The organism is Phytopseudomonas dryadis, assembly GCF_004327355.1.
Classification (GTDB): Bacteria; Pseudomonadota; Gammaproteobacteria; order Pseudomonadales; family Pseudomonadaceae; genus Aquipseudomonas; species Aquipseudomonas dryadis.
Genome location: NZ_QJUM01000032.1, coordinates 52,987 through 69,215, shown reverse-complemented (window position 1 = coordinate 69,215; position 16,229 = coordinate 52,987). Strand labels below are relative to the sequence as shown.

Here is a 16,229-nt window from a genome sequence, read left to right as displayed (position 1 = left end):
GAGGGGAGCGGGGAGGGGAAAAACTACAAGGGCGCCTCAGGCGCCCTTCAGGGGTGACACGAATGGCGTTCGATCACACGGTATGGCTGATCGGCGTGCGATCGAAGCCGTCTTCGACGACGCGGTTGATCGGTGTGCGGTCGAAACCGTCCTCGGCGACGCGGTTGATCGGCGTACGGTCGAAGCCGTCTTCGGCGACACGTTCGACCGAACTGCTCTCGAAGCCGTTGGCGACGGTCTGGCCGATCGGGGTACGGTCGAAACCGTCCTCGGCAAAGGCGTTGGAGGCCAGGCCGGCGACGATCAGGGCGGCGATGAGTTGCTTTTTCATGGTGGTTTCCTCGAAGGCGTTGGTGAGTGGCTACGGAACAAATGGTGCGCCGTTGCCTGGCCGTTGAGAAACGCAACCGGTCGATAGCGATCATCGATGCTAATGATGGTTGTCGAGAAATACCCACGCTGGCGGTAATGATTCTGCCGCCTGGCCGAGCGCCTGACGGCGGAGCCGAATGGCCCCGCCCGCTGCGGTTCACATCCTGAAGGTGGCGATCAGGCCGTGCAGGTCGCGGGTCATGCTGGCCACCTCGCCGCTGATCTGTACCGTGTGCTCGGCTTCGGTGGCGTTGCTCTCGCTGAGCCCCTTGATCTGCAGGGTGTTCTGCTCGACGCCCTGCACCACCGCAGCCTGTTGCTCGGCCGCCGAGGCGATCTGGATGTTGTGGTCGATGATCTGCTCCATGCCGCCGGTGATCTGTTCGAACAGGCTGGCGGTGAGGGTGATCTGCTCGACGCTCTGCGCCGCGCTCTGGTGACTGCCACGGATGGTCTTCACCGCGTTGCTCACCTGCTGGCGCAGGCGCTCGATGGTCTGGTCGATCTCACCGGTCAGTTCGTGGGAGCGGATCGCCAGGCTGCGCACCTCATCGGCCACCACGGCGAAGCCACGGCCCTGCTCGCCGGCGCGGGCGGCCTCGATGGCGGCGTTGAGGGCCAGCAGGTTGGTCTGTTCGGCCACGCTCTTGATCAGTTCCACGGCCTTGGCGATTTCCTGGCTTTCCTTTTCCACCGCGGCGATGGCGCCGATGGAGTCGTCCATTTCCGTGAACAACCGATTGATCCGCGCCACCGCGTGGTCGACCTGGGTGCGCCCCTCGCGGCACTGCTCGCCGGCGGCATTGGCCTTGTCGGCGGTGACCTGGGAGTTCTGGCTGACCTCCTGCACGTTGCTCACCAGCTCGCTCATCGAGGTGGCGATCAGCTCCAGCTCGCCGGCCTGCCGCTCGACGCTGCGCTGGCTGGTGGCGGCGCTGTCGCTGACGCTCTGCGCCTTGCCGCGGGTCGTTTCGGAGAAGCGCGCGACCTCGCCGATCAGCTCGCGCATGCGTGCCTGCATCTCGTTGAAGTCCTTGGCCAGATCGCCCAGTTCGTCACGGGCGTCGGTTTCCACGCGCTGACGCAGGTCGCCTTCGGCGATCTTGCGCGTGGCGCCGCTGAGGTCGCGGATGGCGCCGCGTACCGACAGGTAGAAACCGACGAACAGGTAGACCAGCAGCAGTATCACCGCCAGCAGGGTGACGGCCCACAGGGTCAGGTCGCGGCGGTTGTCGTCGATGCGTGTCTGCAGCAGGCCGGCGTTTTCCTCGATCAGCAGGCGGCTGGCCTGATCCAGCTCGTCTATCTGCGCGGCGTAGGCCTGGTATTGCTCCAGCCACAGGTCGATGGACTCCTGGTCGAAGTAGCCGCTCTTGGTATAGGTGTCGACGATCTCGTGCCGGTAGCGTTCGGCGGCGGCCCGGGCCGCTTCGCCCATCAGCCGCCGGGCTTCGGCGTTGCCCTTGTCGCCGTTGTCGCCGACGTACTGATCCAGGGCGCTGAGCTGATTGACGATGGTCGGCCGCGCCGAGGATTCGAGGAAGCCGTAGGCGGTCATGTAGCTGGCGAAGGTGCGGGTCTGGGTGATGACGTCGTACAGCGGTAGCAAGCGGTTGAGCAGCAGATCGGTGTTGCGATAGATCTGCGGGTCGTCGTCCTGGCTGAGCTTGGAAACGGCGGCGATCTCTTTCATGCTCGCCACCAGGCCGTGCAGGTGGCGGCCATGCTCGATCATCTGCGAGCCCAGGCCCTGCACCGCCAGCTTGCCGTCCACGGCGTTGCCCGGGTCGACGGCGATGCTCTGCTGGTCGGCGAACGGGCTGTCCCGCAGCCAGGCGTTGAGGGTTTCGGCCTGCTGCACGAAGGCTTCGCCGTGGCGGGCGATGGCTTCCTTGGCGTCGTCCTTGTTGCGGGCGTAGCCGACCACATGCAGGCCGGCCAGCTCCAGGGCCTGGCGGTAGCCGGGCAGGTAGCGCTCGATGGCCTGCAGGCCCAGCAGTTCGTACTGCGACTCTCCCAGCATGGCATTCAGGTCGACCAGCTTGCTGATCGACAACCAACAGTAGGGCAGCATGAACAGGGTGAAGATCAGCAGGAATTTGTGTGCATAACGCGCGCGGTTCATCAACGCCAGAACCGGAGTGAAGAAAAACATCGTAGCCCCCGAAAGCATGGGAAATCGACACGGCGACCACCAGCTTGGCGGCGCTGTGAGTGCGACAGGCGACCTGCGGTCGCTGCTGGTCTGGCCAACTGCCAGCAAGAAGCTTGCCGTCATTTTACTGGCGACGAAAGTCTGGCGATTGATTTTTTCCAGACCTACCTTCAGGCGCCGTTGGCCAGGGCCTCGAGAAAGCTCTCCAGCACCAGGTGCGGGCGCCGCCCCTTGCGGGTCACCGAGGCCAGGTTCAGGTCGTAGAACCGCGTGCTGGCTTTCAGGGTGCGCAGGCGGCCTTCCTTGACCCAGGCGGCGGCGTAGTGATCGGGCAGGTAGCCGATATAGCGTCCGGTGAGGATGAGAAAGGCCATGCCTTCGCGATCCGAGGCGCTGGCCGTACAGTTCAGCGCCTGGTAATGGGTCTGGATCTCCGGCGGTAGGCGGAAGGTCGGGGCGATGGCGTCCTGGGCATTGAGGCGCGCGTCCGGCAACTGCTCGTCGTCGACATAGAACAGCGGATGGCCGACCGCGCAGTACAGCAGTGAACGCTCGTCATACAGCGGCTGGTAGTCGAGCCCGGGGAGGGCGCTGGCCACTGGTACCACGCCGATGTGCAGGCGGCCGTCGAGCACGCCCTGTTCGACCTCGCTCGGCGGCGTCATGCGGATATGCACGCGCACCTCCGGGCCACGCTCCTTGAGGCGCGCCAGGGCGCCGCTGATGCGCATGTGCGGCACCGTCACCAGGTTGTCGGTGAGGCCGATGTTCAGCTCGCCGCGCAGGTGCTGGTGCAGGCCGTTGACCTCGGTGCGAAAGCTCTCCAGGGCCGCCAGCAACTGCTGGGTCGACTGGTACACCTCGCGACCTTCCTCGGTCAGGGCGAAACCGGCGCGGCCGCGCTGGCACAGGCGCAGGCCGAGGCGTTGCTCGAGATCGCTCATCTGCTGGCTGATCGCCGAACGGCCGATGCCCAGCACGCTTTCCGCGGCGGAAAAGCCGCCGCAGTCGGCGACGCTGCGAAACAGCTTGAGCAGGCGGATATCGAAATCGCTGACCTGGGCCAGGGGCTGCGGACGACGGATGCTCATATGTTTAGTGCCTGATGAACTGAAGATAATAAAAGTCGGCTTTTTATGACTTTATGCCCGTGGCACCTTTACTGGCAACCGATACGCTTCTGTAAAGCAGCTCGAGCGGATCACTGCCCGACCGCTCCCCTGAATGCACGCCAGCGGACAACCACCACCTTCGAGGCCGCCACCATGAACATGCCGCAGACCGCCACGCCCCCCTTGGCCAGCCAGCTCAAGCTCGACGCGCACTGGATGCCGTTCTCCGCCAACCGCAGCTTCCAGCGCGACCCGCGGATCATCGTCGCCGCCGAGGGTGCCTGGCTGACCGACGACGCCGGGCGCAAGGTGTACGACAGCCTGTCGGGCCTGTGGACCTGCGGCGCCGGCCACTCGCGCAAGGAAATCCAGGAGGCCGTGGCCAGACAACTGGGCACCCTCGACTATTCGCCGGGCTTCCAGTACGGCCATCCGCTGTCGTTCAAGCTGGCCGAGCAAGTCGCCGAACTGCTGCCGGGCGACCTTAACCACGTGTTCTTCACCTGCTCCGGCTCCGAGTGCGCCGACACCGCGGTGAAGATGGCCAAGGCCTACTGGCGCCTCAAGGGCCAGGCGACCAAGACCAGGATGATCGGCCGCGCCCGTGGCTACCACGGCGTCAACATCGCCGGCACCGCCCTCGGTGGCATCGGCGGCAACCGCAAGATGTACGGCCAACTGATGGACGTCGATCACCTGCCGCACACCTTGCAGCCGGGCATGGCCTTCACCCGGGGCGCGGCCGAAACCGGCGGCGTCGAGCTGGCCAACGAACTGCTCAAGCTGATCGAACTGCACGACGCCTCCAACATCGCCGCGGTGATCGTCGAGCCGATGTCCGGCTCGGCCGGGGTCATCGTGCCGCCCGCCGGCTACCTGCAACGGCTGCGCGAGATCTGCACCCAGCACAACATCCTGCTGATCTTCGACGAAGTGATCACCGCCTTCGGCCGCATGGGCAAGTGGAGCGGCGCCGAGTACTTCGGCGTGACCCCGGACATCGTCAACGTGGCCAAGCAGATCACCAACGGCGCCGTGCCGATGGGCGCGGTGATCGCCTCGCGGGAGATCTACCAGACCTTCATGGGCCAGCCGACGCCCGAGCACATGATCGAATTCACCCACGGCTACACCTATTCCGCCCACCCGGTGGCCTGCGCCGCCGGCCTGGCTTCGCTGGAACTGCTCAAGCGCGAGAACCTGGTGCAGCAGGCCGCTGAGCTGGCGCCCAAGTTCGAGAACGCCATCCATGGCCTCAAGGGCGCCAAGCACGTGGTGGACATCCGCAACTGCGGCCTGGCCGGGGCGATCCAGCTGGCGCCGCGTGACGGCGACCCGTCGATCCGCCCCTTCGAGGCCGGCGTGGCGCTGTGGAAAGCCGGTTTCTACGTGCGCTTCGGTGGCGACGGCCTGCAGTTCGGGCCGATGTTCAACGCCCGGATCGAAGACCTCGACCGCGTGTTCAGCGCCGTCGGCGACGTGCTCAACAAACTGGATTGATCGAATACCTGTAGGAGCCCCGACCCGGGGCGAATGGCGCAGGCAACGCTGAGGTTGCGCTAAGGCCGCCATTGTTTCGCGCCGAGGGCGACGCTCCTACCACCGTAAAATTATCGAGGACGCTCCATGACCACCATCCAGCACCTGATCCACGGCGAACTCACCGACGGCCAGGGCGGCCGCCGCGCCGACGTGTTCAACCCGGCCACCGGTGAAGCGGTACGCCGCGTCGCCCTGGCCGACGTGGCCACCGTGCAGCAGGCCATCGACTCGGCCAAGGCCGCCTTCCCGGCCTGGCGCAACACCCCGCCGGCCAAACGCGCCCAGGTCATGTTCCGCTTCAAGCAACTGCTGGAACAGCACGAAGAGGCGATCTCCCGGCTGATCAGCGAGGAACACGGCAAGACCCTCGAAGACGCCGCCGGTGAACTCAAGCGCGGCATCGAGAACGTCGAATACGCCTGCGCCGCGCCGGAAATCCTCAAGGGCGAATACAGCCGTAACGTCGGCCCCAACATCGATGCCTGGAGCGATTTCCAGCCGGTCGGCGTGGTCGCCGGCATCACCCCGTTCAACTTCCCGGCCATGGTGCCGCTGTGGATGTACCCGCTGGCCATCGTCTGCGGCAACTGCTTCATACTCAAGCCGTCCGAGCGCGATCCCAGCTCCACCCTGTACATCGCCCAACTGCTGCTCGAGGCCGGGCTGCCCAAGGGTGTGCTCAACGTGGTGCACGGCGACAAGGTGGCGGTCGATGCGCTGATCCAGGCGCCCGAGGTCAAGGCCCTGAGCTTCGTCGGCTCGACGCCGATCGCCGAATACATCTACAGCGAGGGCACCAGGCGTGGCAAACGCGTGCAGGCCCTGGGCGGGGCGAAGAACCACGCCGTACTGATGCCCGACGCCGACCTGGACAACGCCGTCAGCGCACTGATGGGCGCGGCCTACGGCTCCTGCGGCGAGCGCTGCATGGCCATCTCGGTGGCGGTGTGCGTGGGCGAGCAGATCGCCGACGCGCTGGTCGACAAGATCGTGCCGCAGATCAAGGCCCTGAAGATCGGCGCCGGCACCCAGTGCGGCCTGGACATGGGCCCGCTGGTCACCGCCGCGGCGCGGGACAAGGTCGCCGGCTATATCGACGCCGGTGTGGCGGCGGGCGCCGAACTGGTGGTCGATGGCCGTGGCCTGAGCGTATCCGGCAATGAGAACGGCTTCTTCCTCGGCGGCACCCTGTTCGACCGGGTGAGCCCGGAGATGACCATCTACACCGACGAGATCTTCGGCCCGGTGCTGTGCATCGTCCGCGTCGACAGCCTGGAGGCGGCCATGCAACTGATCAACGATCACGAATACGGCAACGGCACCTGCATCTTCACCCGCGACGGCGAAGCGGCGCGGCTGTTCTGCGACGAGATCGAAGTGGGCATGGTCGGCGTCAACGTACCGCTGCCGGTGCCGGTGGCCTACCACAGCTTCGGCGGCTGGAAACGCTCGCTGTTCGGCGACCTGCACGCCTACGGCCCGGACGGCGTGCGTTTCTACACCCGGCGCAAGTCCATCACCCAGCGCTGGCCACAACGCAAGAGCCACGAAGCGGCGCAGTTCGCCTTCCCGAGCAATAGCTGAGGGGGGGTGAGGTAGATGAAAGGCCGGTCGGGAGATCGGCCTTTTTGTTGGCGAGGCGAACGTTCCTGGGTATCGCTGCGCTCAACCACAGGCTACGCACGCCGTAACTGGTAGCCCGGGTTGAGCGCAGCGATACCCGGGAGCTGTCATGAATCCTGCGCCCTCTCTCCGGCCAATGGCTCGTCGTCATCGCCACCGGCCCAATCCGCAGGGAGTAAACCGAGCGCGACATAGCGATGAAGCGACGACCAGGGCCAGTCGATCACCCGGTCCACATGGCCATGCTTGCGTGGGTTATGGTGGATGTAATCGACATGCCGGGCGAAGTCCTCGTCGTCACGAATACGATGCTCCCAATAACGCTGCTGCCAGATGCCCCGCTCGCCTTTGCGTTGGCGGCTGCACGAGAGGCGCTCGCCCGCCGGCAAGGTTCTGGAGAATCCGCTCTTGATCAGGCGCCAGCGCAGCGGGAAATCCGCGTCTCCGGGTGGCAGCGTACAGAGGGCGTGCAAGTGATCGGGGAGGATCGCGATGGCGTCGATACGCCATGGGTGAAGGCGCATCACGTGCCGGAAACTGGCACGCAGCACATCGATATGCGCGGTCAGCAAATCGCTTTGACGGTTGGCCAGATTCAGGGTGAAGAACCAGGTCGCGCCCGGCGTTTTGTCGCGGCGATAGCACACCATTGTCTGCAGTCCCTTGCAGAAAGACATCGTTTCAAATGTAGCCCGGATCGAGCGTAGCGACACCCGGGGATTGATGCCCTGGGTATCGCTGCGCTCAACCCAGGCTACGGAGGGGTGCCGTGCGCCGTGTGAGTTCGCACAGAAAAACGCTCGAAGGTAGCCCGGGTCGAGCGAAGCGATACCCGGGAGTCGATGCCCTGGGTATCGCTGTGCTCAACCCAGGCTATGGAGGTGTGCCGTGCGCAGTGCGAGTTCGCACAGAAAAACGCTCGAAGGTAGTCCGGGTCGAGCGAAGCGACACCCGGGAGTCGATGCCCTGGGTATCGCTGTGCTCAACCCAGGCTACGGAGGGGTGCCGTGCGCAGTGCGAGTTCGCACAGAAAAAGGCTCGAAGGTAGCCCGGGTCGAGCGAAGCGACACCCGGGAGAGGGCGCCGCGAGCGCTATCTATGGTTGCGTACGTACAGCGCTTCGCCACCCGAGGCGCTGCTGGCGCGCATCTTCAGCTCGAAGCGTTTGGGGTGGCCCTTGATCAGATCACTGAGCTTCTTGAAGCCGTAGAGGCGGGCGTCGAAGGCTGGTTTCAGCTTGCTGATATTGGAGCCCAGCAGGCCCAGTTGCACCCAGCCGTCCTCGTCGTCGATGTCGTCGATGACCTTGGCGATGAAGTCCACCGGCACTTTCTGCTTCTTCGCCTGGGCGGCTGGCTTTTCCGCTTCTGGCCCGCTGTCGTTGCTGGCCGGCGATTGCGCTTTTTCGGGTTCCACCACCGCCTCTGGCGCATCGGCGCGGAGGATTTCCGTGTAGATGAATTTGTCGCAGGCCGAGACGAAGGGTTTGGGGGTCTTCTCTTCGCCGAAGCCGTACACGGTCAGGCCTTCTTCGCGGATGCGCGCGGCCAGGCGGGTGAAGTCGCTGTCGCTGGAGACCAGGCAGAAGCCGTCGAAGCGCCGGGTGTAGAGCAGGTCCATGGCGTCGATGATCAGCGAGCTGTCGGTGGCGTTCTTGCCCTTGGTGTAGGCGAACTGCTGGATCGGCTGGATGGAGTGGTCGAGCAGCACCTTCTTCCAGCCGCCGAGGTTGGGCAGCGTCCAGTCGCCATAGATGCGCTTGACGCTGGCCACGCCGTACTTGGCGATCTCTTCGAACAGGCCCTCGACGATGGCGGCGGGGGCGTTGTCGGCGTCGATCAGGACGGCCAGGTGCTTCTGGTGCGGATCGGGAACGGTCTTGTTGGCCATGGTTCCTCCATGAAAGGGTATGGCCGACCATACTGCGAATACTGCCCAGGCGCTATCGGAAACGCCGCGTATTCGCGCCGCGGCGTATCCCGGGGTCAGTCAGAGTTCGAAACGCCCGACCATGGCCTTGAGTTCGTGGGAGAGATGCGACAGGGACTGGCTGGCGGCGTCGATCTGACTGGCGCCTTCCGAGGTCTGCACCGACAGGTCGCGGATGTTGACCAGGTTGCGGTCGATTTCCCGGGAAACCTGGGCCTGCTCTTCGGAAGCACTGGCGATGACCAGGTTGCGTTCGTGGATCTGGTTGATGGCTTCGATGATTTCATCCAGCGCATCGCCGGCCACCTGGGCTTCATCCAGGGTGGCGAGCACCTGGCGGCTGTTCTCGCTCATCGTGGACACGACCTGGCTGGTACCGGCCTGGATGGCGCCGACCATCTGCTCGATTTCCTGGGTGGAGGTCTGGGTTCGGCCGGCCAGGGCGCGCACTTCGTCGGCGACCACGGCGAATCCCCGTCCCGCTTCGCCGGCGCGTGCCGCCTCGATGGCGGCGTTCAGTGCCAGCAGGTTGGTCTGTTCGGCGATGCCGCGGATCACGTCGAGCACCTTGCCGATCTCCTGGGAGCGCTCCGCCAGTTCGCTGACCTGCACGGAGGCGCTGCCCACGCTGTCGTTCATGCGCTTGATCGATCCCAGGGTGGTATCGACCCGTTCGCGGCCGCGTTGCGCCGTGGTGGTCGAATCCTTGGAGGCATCGGCGGTCGAGACGGCATTGCGCGCTACTTCCTCCACGGCCGTGGTCATCTCGGTCACGGCGGTGGCGGCCTGTTGCACTTCGTCATGCTGCTGGCTCAGGTCGCGCGCCGTCTGATTGGTGATGGCGGTCATCTGTTCACTGGCGGCCGCCAACTGGTGCGAGGAGTCGCCGATCAGGCGCAAGGTATCGATCAGGCTGTGTTTCATCATCGCCAGGGCTTCGAGAAGACGGGTCGATTCGTCGTTGCCGGTTATCACGATCTTGCCGCTCAGTTTGCCCGCGGCGATCGCCTGGGCCACGGCGATGCCTTCCAGCAGGGGGCGGGTAATGCTGCGCGTCAGCAACCAGGCCAGCAGCAGGGTCAGGGCGAAGGCGACGACCAGCACCGCTACGGTGGTTCTCACGGCGAATGCATAACTGGCCTTGGCCTCCTCGGTATACCGGGCGGCCTGATCGGCATTCACCTTGACCAATTCGTTGAACAGGTCGCCGGTCTTGTTGGACGACTCCTGGATGGCCCCGTTGAGCAGGGCCAGCATGCCGTCCGTATCGTTTTTCTCGGAGAGCGCCTGGTAGCTGTCCAACTGCTGGTTGTAGGCGGCGACCACGGTTTCCATCTGCCTGAAGGCCGGCCTGGCCGGCTCGGAAGCGATCTCGCGATAGCCCTGCATGGCCTTGTCCAGTTCGCCACGCAGGAAGCCCAGGCGTTCCACGGTTGGCCCGAGGGTGGCCGGGTCGCGGTTGAGCATCATGCGCAGCGTGATGACCCGGATGCCGAGCTGGTTGTCGCGGATGCGGGCAATGTAGCGAGTACCGGCATGGGATACGTCCTCCGTATGCACGACCGCTTGCCGCATCGTGGTGATCTGGTCCAGGGAGAACAGGCCGAGTCCCAGCATGAGCAGGGCGATCAGACCAAAGCTGATCAGGGAGCGGGTCGCGATACGCAGATTGCGGATGTTCATGAAGGACTCCTTCCAGTACAGGCATAAAGGTTATCTGTACCGGATGGAGAATCTTGAGCGCTGCGGGTTCGTTACCGTCATGGACAAACGCCTGGCGCTGCCCCTGTTGTCCAGGCCATGGCCGCTAGTGCCACATCACAGAGCAAATGCCGTATCCGCGCGAACGGGCCGAGTATGCGTGGGAGGGGCTTTAGCCGCGAGCTCTTCGCGTCCTTGACGGACCAATCGCGGCTAAAGCGGATCGCCGCCGGCCCCTCCCTCAGTCGCAGAGCGCCGCCGCGGGCACATCTGCCACCCCGGCACGGTCAAGCCAGGATGTAGAGGGCGATGGCGATCATCTGGAAGCCGCAGAAGAAGCCCATGGCGATACGCAGCGGCGGTTGCAGGTTGTCGCCCAGACTTTCCTTGAATGGCTTGAGCATGAACGACGGTGTCAGCGCCAGGCCGATGAGCAGCGAGGTCACCGCCAGCATCGAAAAGAACTCGCTGCTCAGCAGTACGATGCCCGAGGTCGCGCCATACACCAGGCAGGCCAGGGCAACGGCGAAGAAGGCGCCCGAGATCAGGCGTTCCTTGGGCGTCCAGGACGAGAAATTCACGGTGCTTGCTCCGAAACTGAAAAGATGGCGCGCAGTATAAGGCGGCACCGCGCTGGCCGGCAGTCTGGAGTTGATAGCGCTTTTGTCCATGATCGGTTCATGCCGGAATCCGCGCCGTGGGTCCGGCCGGCTCTGACCAAGCCTCAAGCTTCAAGCCAGGAGCAAAGCATGGGTATTACCCTGGAGCGCTTTTACTTGCCGCTTGAAGCTTGCCGCTTATGGCTGCTTCCGCCCTCCTACCGGTAGGCCGCCAGGATCTGCTCGATCTGCAGGTCCAGGCTCTGCAGGCCGCCGCCGGAGAGGTACCACAGCGGCGGATCGAGGTAGACGATGCGCTTGGTCTTGGCCGCCGTCGTGCTGGCCAGCGGCGAGTCGGCCAGGGTGGCGACGTCCAGCGGGTCGCCGCCGATGGCGGCGCTGCGGTCGACGATGAAGATCACGTCCGGGTTGCTCTCGGCCGCGGCTTGCGGCGTGAGTGGTTGCGGACGCTGACGCGGGGCGTCGGCCGGTTGCGGCGGCGGCGCCGGCAGGGCACGCGGCGCTTGCAGCAGCGAGTAGATCACCGCCTGTTCGGTGGGCGAGAAGCGGCCTTCGTTATGGGTCAGCACCAGGGTGCGCTTGCCCGAGCTGGCGATCAACTGGCGCGCCTGCTCGACCTTGCCGCGCAGGGCGGCCAGGGCCTGCTCGGCTTCGGCGGGCTTGTCGAACAACTGGCCGAGCAGGGTGACGTTGCGCGCCACGCCGGCCAGGTAATCGCTATCGTTGATGCCCATGTCCAGGGTCGGTGCGATGGCGTCCAGTTCGTCGCGGCTCTCGGTCTGGCGTCCGGTCACCATGATCAGATCCGGTTGCAGGGCGCGCACGGTTTCCAGGTTCGGGGTCTTCATGCCGCCGGCATCCTGCACGCCGGTGGCGCTGCTCGCCAGGTAGGGCGGCACATTGCCGGGGACCGCCAGCACGCGGTCGCCGACACCCAGCGCGAGCAGGCTGTCGTAGGTGCCGTAATCGAAGGTGACGACCTTCTGCGGATGACGTGGAACCTCGACCTGGGCGCCTGCCTGGGTAATGCTGAGGGTGGATGGCGGCTGTTGGGCGTTGTGGCTACAACCGGCGACCGCCAGTGCCAGCAGGGTAAGCAGCGTGATCTTCTTCACCTGGTTGGTGCTCCTTGTTGTCGACTACGGCTGGGCGAGGGCGCCGCAAGCCCGGGGCAGGGAAAATATCATCCGGGGGCTATTGAGAAGTCTTTGCAACTGGTAAAGATTGCAAACCTGCAGGGGGGCAAGCTCGACCGTTCCTGCGCGGGCCAGCAACGGCGGGGCCCGCAGAGCGATTGGCGGCACTGGAAAACTTGCTCGACAATGCGGGGTCTATGGGGATGGCCGACATCAGCGGCATAGTGTGACGTCGTAACAGGCATAACGGCATTCGGCTTGTTAGTGTTATGCCATCTGCGCAAGGATGGATCGTTCAGTCAATGGACTATTCGAACGCCTCAAACCCTGAGTCCCCTGGCTCCGCTCGCGGCTCGCGCCCAGCGCTGCCGAGGCGGCGTCGCGCAACGGTCTGGCGCTGCTTGTTGATGCTCGCGCTGCTTTTCCAGGCCGCTGGTTGTGCCCGCCATCAGGACAATCGCGCATTCCTCGACAACCGCTCTTCCGTCGGGCCCGGCGAGTTGTTCCAGACCCACTCCGACCGCCTCGCCACCATTGGCATGCGCAACAACCTCAACAGCCTCTACCGGCTGATGGACAAGCTCTACCGACGCAACCCCCGCGAATGGCGCAAGACCGGCCTGGAGAGCAGCGAGGCCGCGCAGCGGGCGGTGCAGCAGGCCATCGAGCAAGGGCGACCGTTACCCTCGCTGGAAGGACGCGAAGATATCGTCGCCCTCAGCTATGCGCTCAGCGTGGAATTCCAGGGGGATCGGGTGGGGGCTTTCATCTACGCCATCGGCAGCATGCTGGTGACCGCCCACGGCGGGCGTACCCAGTTCTATCTCACCGATTCCATCGATGCGCAGTTCGTGCACAACGCCGCGCGCAATATCGAGAGGGCGACCTGGCTGCTGGCCAGCCGCCGCGATGCCCAGGGCAGGCCCCTGCTGCTGTCCAACGAGATCTCCGATGAAGGCCGCAACCTCAGCTTCGCCGTGGAGTTCGGCAAGATAGTCGCGCGTCTGGATTACCTCAGCGATGTACTCGACGAGCGCTATCGGCGCATCGGCGTCAATTACGCCCATGGCCTGTTGTTCCTCAACTTCCTGCCCGTGCAGTGAGCCGCGGGCAGGCGTTCGAGGCGAGCGGGCCGGCCGCTCGGCCTGTCAGACCTTCCTGACGAACTCCGACTTGAGCTTCATCGCGCCGATGCCGTCGATCTTGCAGTCGATGTCATGGTCGCCATCGACCAGGCGGATACCCTTGACCTTGGTGCCGACCTTGACCACCAGCGACGAGCCCTTGACCTTCAGATCCTTGATCACGGTGATGGTGTCGCCGTCCTGCAGCACGTTGCCCACCGAGTCCTTGATCACCTTGGCGTCATCGCCTGGCGCTTCGGCGGCGGCGTCGGCCGACCATTCGTGGGCGCATTCCGGGCAGACCAGCAAGGATCCGTCTTCATAGGTGTATTCGGAGTTGCAGGCGGGGCAGGGTGGCAGCGTGCTCACGGGGAATCCTCGATGGCCAGTGATGAAAAGGCCGCAAATTATATAAGGTTTTGTCGCCTGCCGCCGCATGCAATTGCGCCCGGCTGGCCCGCTGCAGCGCCTCGGCCTCGCCTTCGAGCGGCCTCCAGGACCGGATGGAGCAGCCAGCAGGTGGCCGGGGCGTGCGGGAAAATGCCTCCCCGGCCGACAGTGAGGCGCCCGTTTCTATCGGGCAACGGGGGCGAGCTGTGCGGCGGCGCAGCGGAAAAGCCGAACTCATGGCGCGTTTGCCACCTCCAACAGGTTGTCAGGTGCCTGAGCCGGTACCGCATCGACTTTTTGGAGGCCGCCTGAGGGTGGCGGATCATTGCCAGTGGAGGCGATATGTTCTTTGCGCAAGGCGTCAGTCTGTTCCAGGTGATCAAGACCACGGTGACCGATTTCGTCGATGACGAGTTGCCCACCTATGCCTCGGCGCTGGCCTTTCAGATGTTCTTCTCGTTGTTTCCCTTCCTGCTGTTCCTGGTCGCGCTGATCAGCCTGCTGGACATGCAGCCCTTTTTCGACTGGCTGCGTCAGCAGGCCGAACTGGTGCTGCCGCAGTCCACGGTCGAACTGGTCAACCCGATCATCGACCAGTTGCAGACGCAGAAGGCCGGGTTGTTCTCCGTGGGTATCCTGGTGGCGCTGTGGACGGCCTCATCGGCGGTGCGCTCGGTGATGGATGCGATGAACAAGGCCTATGGCGTCAAGGAAGGGCGGCCGGCCTGGAAGCGTTTCCCGCTGTCGCTGCTGTACACCGTCGCCATCGCCGCGACCCTGCTCATGGCGGCGGCGCTGATGGTGCTGGGGCCGCAGGTGATGAGCTGGCTGGCGCAGCAGATCGGCATCGAGCAGATCGTGGTGACCTTGTGGGCCTGGCTGCGCTGGCCGGTGGCGGTGTTCCTGCTGATGATCGTGGTCGCGGCCGTGTATTACGTGGCGCCGGACGTGGAGCAGCGGTTCCGCTTCATCACCCCCGGCTCGGCGCTGGCGGTGGTGGTGTGGATCGCCGCGTCCGTGGGCTTCGGTTACTACGCGCAGAACTTCGCCAACTACAACGCCACCTACGGCAGCATCGGCGCGATCATCGTGTTTCTGCTTTATCTGTACATTTCCGCGGCGGTGCTGTTGTTCGGCGCCGAACTCAATGCGGTCATCGAACACCTGTCGAGCGAGGGCAAGGAGCCTGGCGAGAAGACCATCGAACCCGAGGCCGAGGCGCAGGCCTCGCACTCCTCGCCGTGACCGGGCAGGTCGCCTGTCGGGAGAGGAGACCCGGCGGCGGTCTCAGGGGATGGGCTGTGGCCAGGTCAACTGGCCGCTATCGCTGAAGCGCCGGGTGCCGAACACGCCGCCGGCGAGTTTGCCGCGCAATTGATAGGGCAGGCTCTGCCCCGGCTGGTAAGTGCTGGCGCCCCAGGCCTGACGCAGCGCCGAGTAGGCGGAAATGGTCATGGGCACGCTGATCAGCGTTTCGCCGAACCGCGCCACCTGGCCGCTCTGGTCGCTGACGCCACGGGCCAGCGGCTGGTCGTTGATATCCAGCTGCAGGGCCACGCCATTGAAGTCGAGCGCCGTTTCATTGGGGTTCTGCACCCGCAGTTTCACCGCGAAACGGACTTCCAGGCCCTCTCCCGGCAGCGGTTCCAGGCCGACCAGGTCGATATTCAGCGGATCGCGCGGGGCGAAGGAGCTGCAGGCGCTCAGGCCGGAGACGATCGAGACAAGCACTAGACTGCGCAACAGCGTGGCGATGGACATGGGCGTTCCCGGCGGCAATGGATCCAGCTGTTCAGACCGTGCGCGGCCGGCTTTTGCTCCGCCTATCGCCGGGTCGTTCAGGCGCGCCGTGTGGCGCCGCCGTCCTGCAGGCCCTGGCTGCGCCGCCTATAGGCCTCGATATAGGCATCGCGCGAAGGTTTCAGGTGGTCGCGGCACAGCGTCATCAGCCGTTCCCTGTCCCCGCTGCCCAGGGCTTCGATGATCTGCCAGTGCTCCAGGCGGGCACGCTCCAGCTGTTGTGGCATGACCATGGTCGAGGCGCGGATCGAGTGGGCGCGTTGCGCGTGGGCCTGGATCGCCTCGACCAGAACCGGGTTGTCGGAGAGGCTGAACAGCTCGCGGTGGAAGGTCACGTTGAGGCGAAAGGTGCGGCGCAGATCGCCGGCGGCCACGGCGGCGTCGTGCTGGCGCTGCACCTCGATCAGCGGCTCCAGGCGCTCGGCCGGCAAGGGCAGGCGGATCATGGCGACGCCATGGCTTTCCAGCAGTTCGCGCACCGCATACAGGTGTTCGACCTCCTCGACGCTGTAGGCCTTCACCAGCGCGCCGACATTGCGCTTGCGCTCCACCAGGCCCATGCGTTCCAGCTCGACCAGTACCTGGCGCACCACATGCCGTTTCAGTTGAAAGCGGCTGAGCAGTTCGTCCTCGACCAGGCGCTCGCGCGGATGCAGGAAACCCAACACGATTTCTTCTTCGAGGGTATCGACGACGCGCTTTACCGTCGGCTCCACGTCTCGTGT

At 64.9% G+C, this 16,229-nt stretch carries 15 protein-coding genes; 4 read left to right on the top strand and 11 right to left on the bottom strand.

Annotation, left to right across the window (positions count from 1 at the left end; all coding sequences use genetic code 11):
* Positions 1-73: 73 nt before the first annotated feature.
* The 3 genes from DNK34_RS21795 to DNK34_RS21785 all read right to left on the bottom strand — a co-directional run bounded on the left by DNK34_RS21795 (position 74) and on the right by DNK34_RS21785 (position 3,618).
* The gene (locus DNK34_RS21795) at positions 74-331 is read right to left on the bottom strand and encodes a hypothetical protein (RefSeq protein WP_131176899.1); all 258 of its coding nucleotides are present in this window, start codon (positions 329-331) and stop codon (positions 74-76) included.
* A 198-nt stretch (positions 332-529) separates the two neighbouring features.
* The gene (locus DNK34_RS21790) at positions 530-2,527 is read right to left on the bottom strand and encodes a methyl-accepting chemotaxis protein (protein WP_131176900.1); all 1,998 of its coding nucleotides are present in this window, start codon (positions 2,525-2,527) and stop codon (positions 530-532) included.
* A 170-nt stretch (positions 2,528-2,697) separates the two neighbouring features.
* Positions 2,698-3,618 carry a LysR family transcriptional regulator gene (locus DNK34_RS21785; RefSeq protein ID WP_131176901.1) on the bottom strand — a complete coding sequence of 307 codons (921 nt, stop codon included), beginning with the start codon at positions 3,616-3,618 and terminating at the stop codon, positions 2,698-2,700.
* A gap of 174 nt (positions 3,619-3,792) precedes the next feature.
* Between DNK34_RS21785 and aptA the strand changes: the two genes are divergently transcribed.
* Positions 3,793-5,139, top strand: coding sequence for an omega-aminotransferase AptA (gene aptA / locus DNK34_RS21780; RefSeq protein ID WP_131176902.1), 1,347 nt, complete (start codon positions 3,793-3,795; stop codon positions 5,137-5,139).
* A 126-nt stretch (positions 5,140-5,265) separates the two neighbouring features.
* On the top strand, positions 5,266-6,765 hold the full coding sequence (locus DNK34_RS21775; RefSeq protein WP_131176903.1) for a CoA-acylating methylmalonate-semialdehyde dehydrogenase: 1,500 nt from the start codon (positions 5,266-5,268) through the stop codon (positions 6,763-6,765).
* A gap of 146 nt (positions 6,766-6,911) precedes the next feature.
* Here DNK34_RS21775 and DNK34_RS21770 read toward each other — a convergent pair whose 3' ends face one another.
* From DNK34_RS21770 to DNK34_RS21750, 5 genes are all read right to left on the bottom strand, one after another.
* The gene (locus DNK34_RS21770; protein WP_131176972.1) at positions 6,912-7,454 is read right to left on the bottom strand and encodes an REP-associated tyrosine transposase; all 543 of its coding nucleotides are present in this window, start codon (positions 7,452-7,454) and stop codon (positions 6,912-6,914) included.
* A gap of 442 nt (positions 7,455-7,896) precedes the next feature.
* A complete protein-coding gene (locus tag DNK34_RS21765; RefSeq protein WP_131176904.1) occupies positions 7,897-8,694 on the bottom strand; it encodes an NYN domain-containing protein in 798 nt (265 codons plus the stop codon).
* Positions 8,695-8,793: 99 nt separating this feature from the next.
* Positions 8,794-10,416, bottom strand: a complete 1,623-nt coding sequence (locus tag DNK34_RS21760; RefSeq protein ID WP_131176905.1) for a methyl-accepting chemotaxis protein — start codon at positions 10,414-10,416, stop codon at positions 8,794-8,796.
* Between the two features lie 305 nt (positions 10,417-10,721).
* On the bottom strand, positions 10,722-11,015 hold the full coding sequence (locus DNK34_RS21755; protein WP_131176906.1) for a hypothetical protein: 294 nt from the start codon (positions 11,013-11,015) through the stop codon (positions 10,722-10,724).
* A gap of 236 nt (positions 11,016-11,251) precedes the next feature.
* On the bottom strand, positions 11,252-12,169 hold the full coding sequence (locus tag DNK34_RS21750; protein ID WP_131176907.1) for an ABC transporter substrate-binding protein: 918 nt from the start codon (positions 12,167-12,169) through the stop codon (positions 11,252-11,254).
* Between the two features lie 323 nt (positions 12,170-12,492).
* Here DNK34_RS21750 and DNK34_RS21745 point away from each other — a divergent pair, with 323 nt between their 5' ends.
* A complete protein-coding gene (locus DNK34_RS21745) occupies positions 12,493-13,293 on the top strand; it encodes a hypothetical protein (protein WP_411269325.1) in 801 nt (266 codons plus the stop codon).
* Between the two features lie 45 nt (positions 13,294-13,338).
* On the opposite strand, the gene DNK34_RS21740 is transcribed toward DNK34_RS21745, so the two are convergent.
* Entirely contained in the window at positions 13,339-13,683 is a 345-nt protein-coding gene (locus DNK34_RS21740; protein ID WP_131176909.1) for a zinc ribbon domain-containing protein YjdM, read from the bottom strand.
* 363 nt (positions 13,684-14,046) lie between these two features.
* On the opposite strand from DNK34_RS21740, the gene DNK34_RS21735 reads away from it, so the two are divergent.
* Positions 14,047-14,949: a YihY/virulence factor BrkB family protein gene (locus DNK34_RS21735; protein WP_131176910.1), complete on the top strand. Its 903-nt coding sequence runs from the start codon at positions 14,047-14,049 to the stop codon at positions 14,947-14,949.
* Positions 14,950-14,991: 42 nt separating this feature from the next.
* On the opposite strand, the gene DNK34_RS21730 is transcribed toward DNK34_RS21735, so the two are convergent.
* Positions 14,992-15,465 carry an LEA/WHy family protein gene (locus DNK34_RS21730; RefSeq protein WP_131176911.1) on the bottom strand — a complete coding sequence of 158 codons (474 nt, stop codon included), beginning with the start codon at positions 15,463-15,465 and terminating at the stop codon, positions 14,992-14,994.
* Positions 15,466-15,542: 77 nt separating this feature from the next.
* A complete protein-coding gene (locus DNK34_RS21725) occupies positions 15,543-16,220 on the bottom strand; it encodes a GntR family transcriptional regulator (protein ID WP_207390860.1) in 678 nt (225 codons plus the stop codon).
* Positions 16,221-16,229 lie beyond the last annotated feature (9 nt).

Excerpts from the sequence above, each read along its gene's own strand:
- DNK34_RS21795 (WP_131176899.1), bottom strand. The coding sequence starts at position 331 with ATGAAAAAGCAACTCATCGCCGCCCTGATCGTCGCCGGCCTGGCCTCC.
- DNK34_RS21775 (WP_131176903.1), top strand. The coding sequence starts at position 5,266 with ATGACCACCATCCAGCACCTGATCCACGGCGAACTCACCGACGGCCAG.
- aptA (WP_131176902.1), top strand. The coding sequence starts at position 3,793 with ATGAACATGCCGCAGACCGCCACGCCCCCCTTGGCCAGCCAGCTCAAG.
- DNK34_RS21785 (WP_131176901.1), bottom strand. The coding sequence starts at position 3,618 with ATGAGCATCCGTCGTCCGCAGCCCCTGGCCCAGGTCAGCGATTTCGAT.
- DNK34_RS21765 (WP_131176904.1), bottom strand. The coding sequence starts at position 8,694 with ATGGCCAACAAGACCGTTCCCGATCCGCACCAGAAGCACCTGGCCGTC.
- DNK34_RS21790 (WP_131176900.1), bottom strand. The coding sequence starts at position 2,527 with ATGTTTTTCTTCACTCCGGTTCTGGCGTTGATGAACCGCGCGCGTTAT.
- DNK34_RS21735 (WP_131176910.1), top strand. The coding sequence starts at position 14,047 with ATGTTCTTTGCGCAAGGCGTCAGTCTGTTCCAGGTGATCAAGACCACG.
- DNK34_RS21760 (WP_131176905.1), bottom strand. The coding sequence starts at position 10,416 with ATGAACATCCGCAATCTGCGTATCGCGACCCGCTCCCTGATCAGCTTT.
- DNK34_RS21770 (WP_131176972.1), bottom strand. The coding sequence starts at position 7,454 with ATGGTGTGCTATCGCCGCGACAAAACGCCGGGCGCGACCTGGTTCTTC.
- DNK34_RS21730 (WP_131176911.1), bottom strand. The coding sequence starts at position 15,465 with ATGTCCATCGCCACGCTGTTGCGCAGTCTAGTGCTTGTCTCGATCGTC.
- DNK34_RS21745 (WP_411269325.1), top strand. The coding sequence starts at position 12,493 with ATGGACTATTCGAACGCCTCAAACCCTGAGTCCCCTGGCTCCGCTCGC.